This is a genomic window from Ensifer aridi (assembly GCF_002078505.1).
Taxonomy (GTDB): Bacteria; Pseudomonadota; Alphaproteobacteria; order Rhizobiales; family Rhizobiaceae; genus Sinorhizobium; species Sinorhizobium aridi.
Map to the genome: position 1 here is coordinate 619,098 of NZ_LUAV01000002.1, position 13,255 is coordinate 632,352.

At 61.7% G+C, this 13,255-nt stretch carries 13 protein-coding genes; 12 read left to right on the forward strand and 1 reads right to left on the reverse strand.

Annotated features, from left to right (window positions below):
• On the reverse strand, nt 1-178 hold a 178-nt coding region (locus AYK65_RS31440; RefSeq protein ID WP_139793121.1), incomplete at its 3' end, for a calcium-binding protein.
• 478 nt (nt 179-656) lie between these two features.
• Between AYK65_RS31440 and AYK65_RS03250 the strand changes: the two genes are divergently transcribed.
• The 12 genes from AYK65_RS03250 to AYK65_RS03300 all read left to right on the forward strand — a co-directional run bounded on the left by AYK65_RS03250 (nt 657) and on the right by AYK65_RS03300 (nt 13,245).
• Complete coding sequence (locus tag AYK65_RS03250) at nt 657-1,574, forward strand: flagellin N-terminal helical domain-containing protein (protein ID WP_046119787.1); 918 nt, start codon at nt 657-659, stop codon at nt 1,572-1,574.
• A 353-nt stretch (nt 1,575-1,927) separates the two neighbouring features.
• Nucleotides 1,928-2,893, forward strand: a complete 966-nt coding sequence (locus tag AYK65_RS03255) for a flagellin N-terminal helical domain-containing protein (RefSeq protein ID WP_046119786.1) — start codon at nt 1,928-1,930, stop codon at nt 2,891-2,893.
• Nucleotides 2,894-2,927: 34 nt separating this feature from the next.
• Complete coding sequence (locus AYK65_RS32315; RefSeq protein ID WP_172401976.1) at nt 2,928-3,068, forward strand: hypothetical protein; 141 nt, start codon at nt 2,928-2,930, stop codon at nt 3,066-3,068.
• 314 nt (nt 3,069-3,382) lie between these two features.
• Nucleotides 3,383-4,033, forward strand: coding sequence for a hypothetical protein (locus AYK65_RS03260; RefSeq protein WP_081157940.1), 651 nt, complete (start codon nt 3,383-3,385; stop codon nt 4,031-4,033).
• Nucleotides 4,030-5,229, forward strand: a complete 1,200-nt coding sequence (locus AYK65_RS03265) for a MotB family protein (protein WP_046119785.1) — start codon at nt 4,030-4,032, stop codon at nt 5,227-5,229. The genes AYK65_RS03260 and AYK65_RS03265 overlap by 4 nt, the downstream gene beginning before the upstream one ends.
• 5 nt (nt 5,230-5,234) lie before the next feature.
• Nucleotides 5,235-6,542, forward strand: coding sequence for a chemotaxis protein MotC (motC, locus tag AYK65_RS03270; RefSeq protein ID WP_046119784.1), 1,308 nt, complete (start codon nt 5,235-5,237; stop codon nt 6,540-6,542).
• On the forward strand, nt 6,539-7,996 hold the full coding sequence (locus tag AYK65_RS03275; protein ID WP_046119783.1) for a flagellar hook-length control protein FliK: 1,458 nt from the start codon (nt 6,539-6,541) through the stop codon (nt 7,994-7,996). Before motC ends, AYK65_RS03275 begins: the two co-directional genes overlap by 4 nt.
• A complete protein-coding gene (locus AYK65_RS03280; protein ID WP_046119782.1) occupies nt 7,944-8,498 on the forward strand; it encodes a transglycosylase SLT domain-containing protein in 555 nt (184 codons plus the stop codon). The genes AYK65_RS03275 and AYK65_RS03280 overlap by 53 nt, the downstream gene beginning before the upstream one ends.
• 271 nt (nt 8,499-8,769) lie before the next feature.
• Entirely contained in the window at nt 8,770-9,441 is a 672-nt protein-coding gene (rem, locus tag AYK65_RS03285; protein WP_081157903.1) for a transcriptional activator Rem, read from the forward strand.
• A gap of 90 nt (nt 9,442-9,531) precedes the next feature.
• Nucleotides 9,532-10,740 carry a flagellar hook protein FlgE gene (locus AYK65_RS03290; protein ID WP_081157904.1) on the forward strand — a complete coding sequence of 403 codons (1,209 nt, stop codon included), beginning with the start codon at nt 9,532-9,534 and terminating at the stop codon, nt 10,738-10,740.
• Nucleotides 10,741-10,762: 22 nt separating this feature from the next.
• Nucleotides 10,763-12,193 (forward strand): flagellar hook-associated protein FlgK, encoded by a 1,431-nt coding sequence (gene flgK / locus AYK65_RS03295; RefSeq protein ID WP_081157905.1) that lies wholly within the window; start codon nt 10,763-10,765, stop codon nt 12,191-12,193.
• Between the two features lie 2 nt (nt 12,194-12,195).
• Nucleotides 12,196-13,245 (forward strand): flagellar hook-associated family protein, encoded by a 1,050-nt coding sequence (locus AYK65_RS03300; RefSeq protein WP_081157906.1) that lies wholly within the window; start codon nt 12,196-12,198, stop codon nt 13,243-13,245.
• Nucleotides 13,246-13,255 lie beyond the last annotated feature (10 nt).

Consider the following 13,255-nt stretch of genomic DNA (forward strand, 5'->3'; position numbering starts at 1 on the left):
AGCCGGCGGTGTCGGTGCCGTCGCCGCCATTGAGCACGTCCGCGCCGGCGCCGCCAGTCAGTATGTCGTCGCCAGCGCTACCATTCAGTGTATCGTTGCCACCCAGGCCCGATATTGTGTCATTGCTTGTCGTGCCTGTTAGCGTGTCCGCGCCGGACGTTCCAGTTATAGTTGCCATTGACCCTCTCGATGTTAGTTCGCGAGCTAAAATTCCGCGTCGCCAGACAGCGATGCGCGTACCGAGGCACAGTGTTCTGGCGCAGAATCCTGTTCACCAGTTCTCGCGCAATGATTGCGTAGACTGAGTCGGAATCAATGACCAATCTTAAATTTCACCATTGTGTTTTTGCGTTGCAGCGCAGGAGATAGCTTCAGCGCTTGGCTGTTCCACCGTTAGTAGAGTTCCGCGCACCGCCTCTCCGACTAGCGGCATTGTTCGCTGCCGCGATTGTCGTCGAAGAGACAGAAGTTTGGCATTTCTTAACTTTGTTAACAGGTATTTAGATTTTATTAACCATATTCCCGTTAGCTGCCCGCGTCGAAACGATGAGTTAACCGAAGTGACCAACCGGTTAACAGGCATGAGGCTGATCATTGTTCCCGGTGGTGATCCGGAATGTTCCTTTCATTCCATGCCATTGAGAGGCACTTAGACGATGACCAGTATCTTGACGAACACGGCGGCAATGGCCGCGCTCCAGACTCTTCGCGCGATCGACGACAGCATGGAGACGACCCAGGGCCGCGTTTCCTCCGGATTGCGCGTCGGCCAAGCCGCCGACAACGCCGCCTACTGGTCGATCGCCACCACCATGCGCTCGGATAACATGGCGCTTTCCGCCGTGCAGGATGCGCTCGGCCTTGGTGCCGCGAAGGTGGACACCGCTTATGCGGCGATGGAAAGCGCCATCGACGTCGTGAAGGAAATCAAGGCCAAGATCGTTGCCGCTACGGAAGAGGGTGTCGACGAGACCAAGATTCAGGAAGAAATCGACCAGCTGCAGGAGCAGTTGATGTCGATTGCCCAATCGGCTTCGTTCAGCGGTGAGAATTGGGTCGCCGGCGACGCCGGCGCCAAGAGCGTCGTGTCGGGCTTCGTCCGGGCTGCCGATGGCACGGTGTCGGTTAAGACGACGACCTATACCTTGGTTGACACCGCGACGGGGAACCTTCTCTTCGGCGGTAACGGCGCCGGCGCCATTTCAACCACAAACGGTATTCTCGGGACCGCTGGCGGCGCCACGATCAACGTTTCAGTCTACGCTCTTAATATCACGGGCTTCGATACCGCGGAGATGGCCGAAGCTCTGACGCTGGTTGAAGGCGCCCTCCAGGCGATGACCAGTGCTGCCTCGGAGCTCGGCTCTATCTCCATGCGCATCGGCTTGCAGGAGGATTTCGTCTCGACGCTGACCGACTCGATCGACTCCGGCATCGGTCGTCTCGTGGATGCGGATATGAACGAGGAATCGACGCGCCTGAAGGCGTTGCAGACACAGCAGCAGCTCGCGATCCAAGCGCTCTCGATCGCCAATACCAGCTCGGAAAACATCCTCCAGCTCTTCCGTCAGTAACGAGTAGTTGGCTGCCTACTCGCTTGCTTGCTCGCTATCGGTCCAAGGTCGCGCGGTTTGCCGCGCGGCCTTGAATGTTTTCCGGCCGCAACTTCATTGCAACGTTCTAAGAAATTTCGTGTGAGTGGTGCGGCAAGAGCGCTACGCTCAGGCTTCGAAGCTTTACGAAACATTTACGCATATTAATGACTCGTTAAGCGTTAACTGTTTGTTAACCATTTCGCGTTAACCGTTCGTTAAAAGCGATGGTCTGGTCACCCAGGGCAAATAAGGTGCCAGCGTGCATGACGCCTCACCGTCGTCGCCGGCCCCTTCCGGAATGTTCCCATTCTCCCCAGTTAGGGCGACAGCAAATGACCAGCATCATGACCAACGCCGCCGCTATGGCGGCATTGCAGACCTTGCGTTCCATCAACCGAAACTTGGAAGAAACGCAAAATCGTATTTCCTCCGGCTATCGGGTAGAGACTGCTGCTGACAATGCGGCCTATTGGTCCATCGCGACCACGATGCGCTCGGACAATACGGCTCTTTCCACCGTTCAGGACGCCCTGGGTCTGGGCGCGGCAAAGGTCGATACCGCCTATGCCGCAATGGACACGGTCATTGATCTCATGAGCGAGGTTAAGGCCAAGCTGGTTGCTGCCCGAGAACCCGGCGTCGACAAGGACAAGATCAACAAGGAGCTTACCCAGCTGAAGGAACAGTTGGTGTCGGCCGCACAATCCGCGTCCTTCTCCGGCGAGAACTGGCTCTATAACAATGCTACCGCAGCGGTCGGCGTGAAATCGGTTGTTGCGTCGTTCAATCGCAGCGCTGATGGCAGCGTTTCGGTCACGACGCTCGACTATGACACCTCCACGTCCATATTGGTCGACGTCGTGGACCCGGCGCGCGGCATGCTCACCAAGGCGGTCAATGCGGACGTCCTGCAGCCCACTCCGACAGGCGTGCCGCGCAACTTTTTTCTCATCGACGCCGGTGCTGCTCCCGCTGGTGCCACCGAGATCGAGATCGACGACACGACCACCGATGCGCAACTCGACGATATGATCAGCGTCGTCGACGAGCTCATCAGCCAATTGACCGACTCCGCTTCGACGCTCGGCGCAATCACCAGCCGCATCGAGATGCAGGAAGGCTTCGTCGCCAATCTGATGGATGTGATCGACAAGGGTGTCGGCCGTCTCGTCGATGCCGACATGAACGAGGAATCGACGCGGCTGAAGGCACTGCAGACGCAGCAGCAGCTCGGCATCCAGTCGCTGTCGATCGCGAACACGACGTCCGAGAACATCCTCCGCCTGTTCCAGGAGTAAGGGCAGGTTCGGACGCGTGAGGGAGGAGGGGTTCATGGACATGCCCCCAGAATCCCCAAGCAGATTTCAAGCACTTCTTTCCGCCGTGCCGCCGGTCATCGGCATCGGAGGAAAAAGATTGGACCGCGCTGTTGCCCTGGCGCGGTCCAACACCTTCATTTTCGCACAAGTTTGACCGGGTAGCCTCCCTTCCGCAGCAATTCAGAGCGCTACAGCGACCTTTGCGCGTCCGATCAGGCGCGCGGCGCTGTAGTCCGACTGCCGGCCAAGATGGTTTTGGCCGCCGCTTGCAGCGGTCGTCGCTTGGGCTCCGCCTTTTCGCGAACCGGTGCGCATCGAGAATGCTGGTCCTATCGCTGTCTCGGGCGAGGGGGCCGAAGGAGACATTTAAGACGTGTCAGGCTCTATGGATTTCCGGGCCATGAGGCAGCCTTTGCCGGCAAGGCAGGGAGCATCGACGCTGGTGGCGTGCCGGCCGGGGGCGTGCCGATGAGCGCGTCGCTTTCCCGCTACCTCAAGGATTTCAGCCCGCCGAAGATCGAACTCGCGCGGATGCCGCCGAAATATTTCCCGGACCTCGATGCCGATCTTCCCGACAATAATCGTGTGGGCGCGAGGCCGGCCATGCCCGATACCGACATCGACGCCGAACGTCGAGAGGCTTTTGCGCAAGGTCGCGCCGAGGCGAGTGCTGAACTCGCCTTCGAGCACCAGAAAGAAATAGCCGAGCTCAAAGCCCGACATGCCGAGGAACTCGAAACGCTGAGGCGGCGTCTGGAAGATGACGTCGCCCGGAAACTGGCTGCCGCTTTCAGCGACATGACGGAGCGACTGGCGCTCACGCTCGGCGACCAGGCGGCGCTTGTGCTGGCGCCGGTGATGGACGAGGCGCTCGTCAAACGGACGATCGAGAATCTCGCCGGCATGATCCGGCAGGGTCTCGCCGCCGGCGAGGGGCTTGCGATAACGGTCCACGGGCGACTTGCGCTTTTCGAAGCGCTCAAAGCGCAACTGCCCGAGGCGACGGCGTTTCGCCACATCGAGGGTAGCGATCTCGATCTCACCGTTGAAATGGGCGAAGCCATATTGGTGACCCGCATGGCCGCCTGGTCCGATACCGTCCGGAAGGTTCTGGCATGAGCGACGAGAGCCATCACAACGGCAAGAACGACATCATCATCGTCAAGCGCTCCGCGGATGGTCATGACGGCCATCACGGCGGCTCGTGGAAGATCGCCTATGCCGATTTCATGACGGCGATGATGGCCTTCTTCCTGGTCATGTGGCTGATCAACGCCGCCAATGAAGAGACGAAGGCGGCGATCGCAGCCTATTTCAATCCGGTGCAGCTTACCGATCAGAAGCCGTCGGAGAAGGGGCTCAAGGATCCGGCCAAAGACGCCCAGGGCGAAGAAACGCAGGAGCGTTCCAAGGTCGACGGCGAACAGACGAAGTCCGGCGGCTCCGCCAAGTCCGGCGATCAACTGACGGCGACCTCGGGAGAGGAAACCAAATATTCCGACGCTGACTTCTTCGAGAATCCATACTCGGTTCTTTCCGAGATCGCGCGCGAAGTGGGCCATGAGGCCAATATCAGCGTCAAGGGCGATGGCGGTGCCGGGCAATCGGGACCCGCGACAGGCGCCTCCGGCGGCGAGGCTTATCGCGACCCATTCGATCCGGACTTCTGGACCAAGCAGGTCGAAGTGAAGGACGGCGGCAACACGGCGGAGAGCGATGTCGCGGCAGCGGCGAACGCCGCCCTGGATAGCGCCGTCGGGCAGAAGCCCGAAGCAGAAAATCCGGCGAAGGCCGAAGGCGAAACGGCGAAAAGCCCGGACGTAGCCGAAAGCGAAGCAGAAGCGAAAGACCGGAAGGAAGCCGAAGCCCTCAAGGCCGAGATCGAGAAGGAGGTCGGCGGCGAGGCGGGGCGCCTTCTCGAGGGGCTGGTGGTGACACCCTCCGAAGGCGGCCTTCTGGTGACGATCAGCGAACAGACGGATCAGCCGATGTTCGCCGTCGGTTCCGCTGTCCCGCAGAAGGAACTGGTGCTCGCCATGGAGAAGATCGGCAAGCTGCTTTCCGAGCGCCAGGGGGCGGTGGTCGTGCGAGGTCATACCGACGGGCGTCCCTTCAAGGACGGCACCTATGACAACTGGCGCCTTTCGGCGGCGCGCGCCCAGAGCGCCTATTACATGCTGGTCCGCGGCGGCCTGAAGGAAGAGCGCGTCAAACAGATCAGCGGCTTTGCGGATCGGCGGTTGCAGGTGCCGAACGATCCCTACGCGCCGGCCAACCGGCGGATCGAGATCCTGCTGCAGTCGGAGCAAGGGTGAGCGGGATGCTGAAGCGGCTCGGCGTCATTCTTGCGGCATCAGCACTGGCGGTTCCGTTGGCTACCGGTCTCGCCCGCGCGAACGGGTCGGAAGAGCTCGCGCCCTTCAAGATGATAAGGTCGCTGCAATATGTGCAGGATTCGGTAGTCCTCGGAGACCACTCGGCGATCGAGATGCAGCGCTTCATGCTGGGCGCGATCGACGAGCGTCTGCGCGCCGCCGATCCATCGGCCTTTCGCGATCCGCGCAACGTCGATGCAGCCCTCGTCTATGTCATGAGCGGCGGCAATCCGGCGACGCTCGATTTTCTTGCCGACCGCGATGTCGAGGGCAATTTCGATTCCCGCGTGACCGATGCGCTCAGGCAGTACCTCAACGGCAAAGGCCCGCTGATCGTCGAAAATCTCTCCAAGGCGGCGCCGGAATACAAGAACGCCCGCATCGGCCCCTATCTCTTCCTGATCCTCGGCAATGCCACGTCGCAGCAGGATCCCGTCGCTGCGATGAAATATTACGACTGGGCGCGCCTGACGGCGCCGGGCACCATTATCGAGGAGGCAGCGCTTCGTCGTTCCGTATCGCTTGCGGCGCGGGCCAACGATCCGGAAAAGGGCTTTCGCTACGCGCTGAACTATGCGCGCCGCTATCTGACCTCTCCCTATGCGAGCCAGTTTGCAGACCTCTTCGTCGAACTCGCGGTCGTGCATTTCGACGAGAAAGCCGAGAAGAGGGTGTCGGAAATCCTCGCCTTCATGGACGATGCGCGCCAGCGTGAGGTCTATCTGCGCGTTGCGCGGCGCGCCGCCATTGCCGGAAAGCAGGCGCTCGCGCGTCTTGCGTCGAAGCGCGCCGAAGACCTGGCGGAGGAGAGCGGCTCGCAATCGCAGGTGCTCGCGAGCTTCTATGAGGGGCTCGTTGCGGTGCCTTCGGATGATGTCTTCGCCGCGACGCAAACCCTGAGCGCGATCCCCGATGAAAAGCTTTCCCCGCGCGATCGCGCCTTGCGCGAGGCGGCGAAGGCGATTGCCGATGCGGTCGTGCGGCCGCCGCTCGATGAAAGCTCCGCGCAAGCGCCCGCGTCTAAAGACGACAGACCCGCCGGGGAGGAAAGCCAGGCGGCCGCCGAGGAAACCGGAAGCGGCATCAGTCCCTTCGGGCAAACGGTCGATGCGCCGTCGCCCGGAGCGAGTGATGGCGACGCAATCGCCGCCGATGCAGCTCGATCCGGCGACCCGGTCCTCGACGGCTTTCTTGCGAGCGGGCGTTCGAAGATCGAGCAGATCGACGCGCTCCTGAAGGAGGAGGGACAATGAGACCTCTTGACCAGAGTTTGGGTGCGGCGGCCGCGGCCTCGACCGGCAGGCCGGGCCCGCGGCAGGGCCGTGGGCAGGCCGAGGCCGAGCCCGGCGCCTTTGGCGAGGCGGTGGCCGACGCCGGTCGCCAGAAGGCGCAGGGTCAGGTGGCGGGCCAGGCGGCAAACGGTTCACAAATTCCTGCGGATGACGTTGCGAGCGGCGGGCGCGGCGCGAATCTCTCGATCGCGAGGAACGGCCGCGGCGAAAGCTTCCCGGGGTCGATAGCGGTCGGTGCGCCTCCCGAGGGCGAAGCTTTGCCGTCCGCCTCCAACGCAGGTCGCGAAGCTACGGCGAAACCACTCCGCCGAAGCCCAGCGATGGCTTCGGCGCAGGCGTCGTCCAAGGGCGAACGGAGCGTCGGCGCAGAGGAAAAGGCGGCGCCGACCGAAGAGGCGACAGGTTCCTCGCGTCGAGACGTGCGGACGGTGAGCGGTGTCGCGGAGGAGCCGGTCGGCGCCGATACGCCGGACGGCAGTGGGGGTACCGCTGAAGCGGGGACGGCAAGCGGTACCGTCAGCGATCTGCTGACGATGCTCGGCGGTGCCACGCCGGTATCCGTTGGCGTTCCTCCGGAGAACGGGGCAGAGCTCAGCTCGAAGAGTCATGCCGCTGCCGGCGTGTCAGAGAGAACGGCAGACGGCATCCTGGCGGGTGCAGCGGATGGAGGGCAGTCGCAAGCTGGAGAGCCCACGCTGGACGGCGGATCGGATCAGCTCTTCCGCTTCGCCCGCGCCGATGGCAAGGGGCAGGCCGTGTCCATGAGCATCTCGCAGGATGGCGAGAGGGTCGCCGTCGAGAACAGCAAGTCGTCGGCCGGCGCCAAGGGCGAAACCGTCACCGTTCTGGAGGCGCGCCGCTATCTCGGTCTGGCGATGAACACCAACGCAACATCCGTGACCAATGCGATCGCGGGCGATGGCGAGTGGGCAGCGGCGCTGCAATCCAGCGCGACCGCGGCGCAACCTGAAGCCTGGAGCCAGGCAGGCAAGACGCTGAACACGCTGAAGATCCAGATGCATCCGATCGAGCTCGGTGTCGTGACCGCCACGCTGAGGCTCAAGGACGACGAACTCCAGGTCGACTTGAAGGTGGAAACGGGTGAGGCCTTCCGCCAATTGCAGGACGACCAGGGCGAGATGGTGAAGGCGCTGCGTGCGCAAGGATTCGCGGTCGACCAGGTGAACGTCGTCTTCAATGCCGGTGGCGATGCATCGAGCGGCAACGGCTCGCAGCCGCAGGCGCAGACCCACTTCGGGGGGCAGGGCCGCGAGCGGGCAGGAGACGATGGTGGCGAGCGGCGTCAACGGCAGGATGGCGGCCAGGCGGCGATGGAAAGGTGGACCGGCAATGATGCAATGGATGACGCGCCGATTGGCGCTGAGCGCCCTCGCACTGGCCACGTCTACATGTAGCGCTTTCGCGAGCGCCGGCGTATGCGAGCGTGAAATCCTCTCCGCCGCCTCGAAATACGGCATTCCCGCCGGCATCCTCTATTCTGTCGGGTTGACGGAGACCGGCCGCAAGGGATCGCTTCAGCCCTATGCGATGAACATTGAGGGCAAGGCCTATTTCGGGACCAGCATAGAGGATGTTCTGGCGCGCTTCGGTGCGGCGCGCGCTGAGGGCGCGAAACTTATCGATCTCGGCTGCATGCAGATCAACTACCACTTCCACAGCGAGCACTTCAGCTCTCCGCAAGAAATGCTTGATCCCCGCAGGAATGTCGAATATGCCGCGCGCTTTCTCTCCAACCTGCGCGCCAGGCACGAGAGCTGGACCATGGCCGTCGCTCGCTACCATGCCGGTCCCAACAACGATCCGGCGCAGAAGAAATATGTCTGCCGGGTGATCGCGAATCTCGTCGCGACCGGCTACGGCAAGTGGACGCCGAACGCGCTGCAGTTTTGTCGATAATCAACCTTTGATTGCCTTTAGGGCGGCAGTCCTGCATTGTGGCGACAATGCGGAGAGATTGTGATCGCAAGCGATTTCGTCACCGCGCGTTAACTTTTCCACACGATCTTAGTGGCATGATTAACAGCTACCTACTAGATATAGATCAAATCGGCACGCAATCCTTAATCAACTATTAAAATCTCCCATTAACTTCCTCTAGTTGTTCGTGAATCCCTGGATTCGTACCTCTGTTTCAACGAGGCACCCATATTGATTCGGAGGCGGACGAATGATCGTGGTGGTTGATGAGAGAGAGCTTGTAAAGGACGGCTACGCGTCCCTGTTCGGGCGCGAGGGCATTCCCTCGACGGGGTTTGATCCAAGGGAGTTCGGCGAGTGGGTGAGCACCGCCGCCGATTCCGATATCGACGCAGTCGAGGCCTTCCTGATCGGGCAGGGCGAGAGCGCTTTCAGCCTGCCGCGCGCGATCCGCGACCGTTCCCAGGCGCCGGTCATCGCGATGAGCGACACCCCGTCGCTCGAAAACACGCTGGCGCTCTTCGACTGCGGGGTCGACGACGTCGTGCGCAAGCCGGTGCATCCGAGGGAGATCCTCGCGCGTGTCGCGGCGATCCGCCGGCGTTTGAAGGCGATCGCGAATTACACCGACATTGGCGCGATTCGTGTTTTCGCCGATGGCCGCGATCCGGAGATCAACGGCGAAGTGTTCGCGTTGCCACGGCGCGAGCGGCGCATCCTCGAATATCTCGTCGCCAATCGCGGCCGCCGGGTATCCAAGGCGCAGATATTCAACGCGATCTACGGCATCTTCGATGAGGACGTCGAAGAGAACGTCGTCGAAAGCCACATCAGCAAGCTGCGCAAGAAACTCCGCAAGAAACTCGGCGTCGATCCGATCGATTCCAAGCGCTTCCTTGGCTACTGCATCGACTGGAGTTGAGTTTGGGCCGGGCGGGCGGGGCCAGCCCAAGACAGGTTCACGCAAGGCCCGGCTCCTAGTGTCGCCGCAACAAGGAAACGAGGATCCGATATGAGTCTCTACGGTACCATGAGAACGGGCGTATCCGGCATGAACGCCCAGTCGAACCGGCTCAGCACAGTCGCCGAGAACATCGCGAATGCCAACACGACCGGCTACAAGCGCGCTTCGACGGAATTCTCATCGATGATCCTGCCGTCGAGCAATGGCGCCTATAATTCCGGCGGCGTACAGACGCAGGTCCGTTACAGCATCTCCGAACAGGGCGCGACGACCTTCACGACATCCGCCAGCGATCTGGCGATCGACGGCGGCGGCTTCTTCATCGTCGAAGCCGCCAACGGGCAAGAATATCTGACGCGCGCCGGAGCTTTCGTCCCGGACAGCGAAGGCAACTTGGTGAACGCCGCCGGCTTCACGCTTATGGGCTACGAATACGAGGCCGGCGTCGATCCGACAGTCGTGGTCAACGGCTTCGACGGTCTGACGAAGGTGAACCTCGCTTCCGAGGGCCTCATCGCGGCGGGGTCGACCACCGGTTCCATGGGCGCGAACTTGCCGTCAGGCGCGGCAGTGGGCGACATCTCCACGACGTCGCTCGTCGTCTATGACAGCCAGGGAAACACCCGCATTCTCGACTTCAACTACGAGAAGACGGCCGCCAACACCTGGAGCGTGGAGGTTGTCGACCGGACCTCGGCAACGGTGCTGGGCACCCAGACGTTGAACTTCACCGCGGCCGGCGACTTGACAGCAACCCCAGTCACATTGACCACCGCGGCAATGACGGGTTTGCCGGTCACGGGCGCCAATCTCGGGGTATTAACCATCGATCTCTCCAAGACCACTCAGCTAGGTTACGCCTTCAGTGCTGACGGCGGCACCATCGACGGCAATGCGCCGAGCAAGGTGGCCGGTTATCAGATCGATTCCGACGGGATCGTCTACGTGAAATACGAGAATGGCGAGCTCGACCCGCGCTATCGTATCGCACTCGCCAATGTGCAGAGCCCGGACAAGTTGCGCCCGGAATCGGGCAACGTTTATTCGCAGGGCGTCGATTCGGGCGTGATCATCACCGGCTTCGCGGGCTCCGGCGATTTCGGCGAAATCCTCTCCGGAGCGCTCGAAAGCTCTAACGTCGACATCGCCGAGGAACTGACGGCCATGATCGAGTCGCAGCGCAATTACACGGCCAATTCCAAGGTCTTTCAGACCGGTTCGGAGTTGCTTGAAGTTCTCGTGAACCTGAAGCGCTAATCCCTGAAGAAACGGTCCCGGCATGTCGCTGTCTTCTGCAATCGCAATTGCGCAATCCGCATTCTCTACCACGGCGCTGCAAACCGCCACCGTGTCGAAGAACGTTGCGAATGCCGGTAACGCCGACTACTCCCGGCGCATGGCCATGCTCGGGACCACGTCGGGCGGCGCCCAGATCGTTTCGATCTACCGGGCGCAGAACGAGGCGTTGCTCAAGCAGAATCTGGTGAGCATCTCGCAATCCTCCGCGCAGAGCAGTCTGCTTTCCGGCTTGGAGATCCTGAAATCCGCACTCGGCGGCAACGATTACGAATCGTCGCCGTCAACCTACCTCTCAGCGTTCCACGGCAGCCTGCAGACCTTCGCCTCGACGCCCGGCAATTCTACGATCGCCGCGACGGTAGTGTCGGACGCCTGGGATCTTGCGAACTCGATCAACGAGACCGCGGCCGCCATTCAGGACCTGCGCCTCGATACCGACAAGCAGATTGCCGAGGAGGTCGCCAACCTGAACGCGTTGCTTGCGCAGTTCGAGACGGCGAACAATGCGGTGAAAACGGCGACGGCCGCAGGCACGGACGCGACCGCGGCACTCGACGACCGCGACAAGATCCTAAAGCAGATATCGGAACTGGTCGGCATCTCGACCGTGACGCGCGCAAACAACGACACCGTGATCTATACGTCCGACGGCACGGTCCTCTTCGAGACCATGCCGAGGCAGGTCACCTTCACGCCGACGGCGGCCTATGACGCCACCATTACCGGCAATGCCATCCTGGTCGACGGCGTGCCGATCGCGGCGGGGACCGGCGCCGATACGACGGCACAAGGCAAGCTCGCGAGCCTCCTGCAGCTTCGCGACGACATCGCTCCGACGTTTCAGTCGCAACTCGACGAAATGGCACGCGGGCTGGTCACGCTGTTCGAGGAGGGCGGTCTGCCCGGTCTCTTCACCTGGTCTGGCGGTACCGTTCCCGCCGCCGGCACGGTCGTGCCCGGAATCGCCTCTACGCTTTCAGTCAATCCTGCGGCAAAGGCCAATCCCTTCCTGCTTCGCGACGGCGGGTTCAATGGCGTCGTTTCCAATCCGGGCGGCGCAGCAACTCCGGAAGCCGGCTTCACCGATTTGCTCGACGGCTTCATCACGGCGATGGACGCCGACATGGCGTTCGACGCCACGACCGGGCTGGACGGCACGAGCTCGATCATGGAATTCGGCGCCTCCTCGATCGGCTGGTTCGAGCAGATCCGCAGCGGCGCTTCGACCGCCGACGACAACAAGACGGCGCTACTCGCCCGGACGCAAGAGGCGCTCGGCAATGTGACGGGGGTGAGCATCGACGAGGAACTGTCGCTGCTCCTCGATCTGGAGCAATCCTACAAGGCTTCGGCCAAATTGATCAGCACCGTCGACGCCATGATGGCGTCGCTTCTGGAAGCCGTGAGGTAATCATGAAGACATCCTTCGTTTCTAACCTGGCCGTGCAGAATGCCATGCGCCTGACCATTCAGCAGGGTCAGGCGGAGCTGCTCAAGCTCCAGACGGAGGTCACGACCGGCCGGCTGGCGGATGTCGGTGTGGAGCTCGGTTCCTCGACCTCCCGCTCGGTCAGCCTGCGGCGGGAGCTCGCTCGGCTGGAGACGCTGGTTGACACGAACTCGGTCGTTACCCAGAGGCTCTCGGCCTCGCAACAGGCCCTGTCGATGATGGCCGACGCGGCCCAGGAGGTGCGCAACGCGCTCGTCACCTTCAAGGGTAACGATGCCGCGGATCAGCTCGCCACCCAGAAGACGCAAATAGAAAGTGCCATGTCGGCCTTCTCTTCGGCGGCGAACCTGTCCTTCAACGGAGAGTTCCTCTTCGCCGGCATCAATACCGACGTAAGGCCCTTCGAGGACTATGCCGCCGGTTCGGCTGCGAAAACGACCTTCGACAATGAGCTGGCCACCTTCATGACGGCAAACGGCATCGCTTCCATGAGCGACTTCACCGTGACGCAGATGGAGGATTTCATCACCAACACACTCGAGCCGCTCTATGCCAGCGACGCGCAATGGGCGGCGGATTGGTCTAAGGCTTCGAGCCAGAACATGACCAGCCGCATCAGCACGACCGAGGTCGTGCAAAGCTCGACGAATGCGACGACCGACGGCTTCCGGAAGTTTGCCCTTGCCAGCGTGATCGCGTCCGAGCTGATGGATGAGAACGTGAGCTCCGAAGTCCGCGCCTATATCGGCGAGGCGGCGCTTGGCTATGTCGAGCAGGCCAATACCAAAATCACCGGAGAACGCAGCACTCTCGGCATTTCCGAGGCGCGGGTGAAAAAGGCGAACACCTCGCTAGAGGCCCAGATCAAGCTGATCAACACGCATATCACGGATCTCGAAGGCGTCGACACCTATGCGGCTTCGACCCGGATGAACACACTGCTTACGCAGGTGGAGACGTCCTACACGCTGACGGCGCGGATCCAGCAGTTGAGTTTGATAGACTTCCTCTAATGATTAGAGG

Coding starts and splice junctions, on each gene's coding strand:
- AYK65_RS03250 (WP_046119787.1), top strand. CDS start 657: ATGACCAGTATCTTGACGAACACGGCGGCAATGGCCGCGCTCCAGACT.
- AYK65_RS03255 (WP_046119786.1), top strand. CDS start 1,928: ATGACCAGCATCATGACCAACGCCGCCGCTATGGCGGCATTGCAGACC.
- AYK65_RS32315 (WP_172401976.1), top strand. CDS start 2,928: ATGGACATGCCCCCAGAATCCCCAAGCAGATTTCAAGCACTTCTTTCC.
- AYK65_RS03260 (WP_081157940.1), top strand. CDS start 3,383: ATGAGCGCGTCGCTTTCCCGCTACCTCAAGGATTTCAGCCCGCCGAAG.
- AYK65_RS03265 (WP_046119785.1), top strand. CDS start 4,030: ATGAGCGACGAGAGCCATCACAACGGCAAGAACGACATCATCATCGTC.
- motC (WP_046119784.1), top strand. CDS start 5,235: ATGCTGAAGCGGCTCGGCGTCATTCTTGCGGCATCAGCACTGGCGGTT.
- AYK65_RS03275 (WP_046119783.1), top strand. CDS start 6,539: ATGAGACCTCTTGACCAGAGTTTGGGTGCGGCGGCCGCGGCCTCGACC.
- AYK65_RS03280 (WP_046119782.1), top strand. CDS start 7,944: ATGACGCGCCGATTGGCGCTGAGCGCCCTCGCACTGGCCACGTCTACA.
- rem (WP_081157903.1), top strand. CDS start 8,770: ATGATCGTGGTGGTTGATGAGAGAGAGCTTGTAAAGGACGGCTACGCG.
- AYK65_RS03290 (WP_081157904.1), top strand. CDS start 9,532: ATGAGTCTCTACGGTACCATGAGAACGGGCGTATCCGGCATGAACGCC.
- flgK (WP_081157905.1), top strand. CDS start 10,763: ATGTCGCTGTCTTCTGCAATCGCAATTGCGCAATCCGCATTCTCTACC.
- AYK65_RS03300 (WP_081157906.1), top strand. CDS start 12,196: ATGAAGACATCCTTCGTTTCTAACCTGGCCGTGCAGAATGCCATGCGC.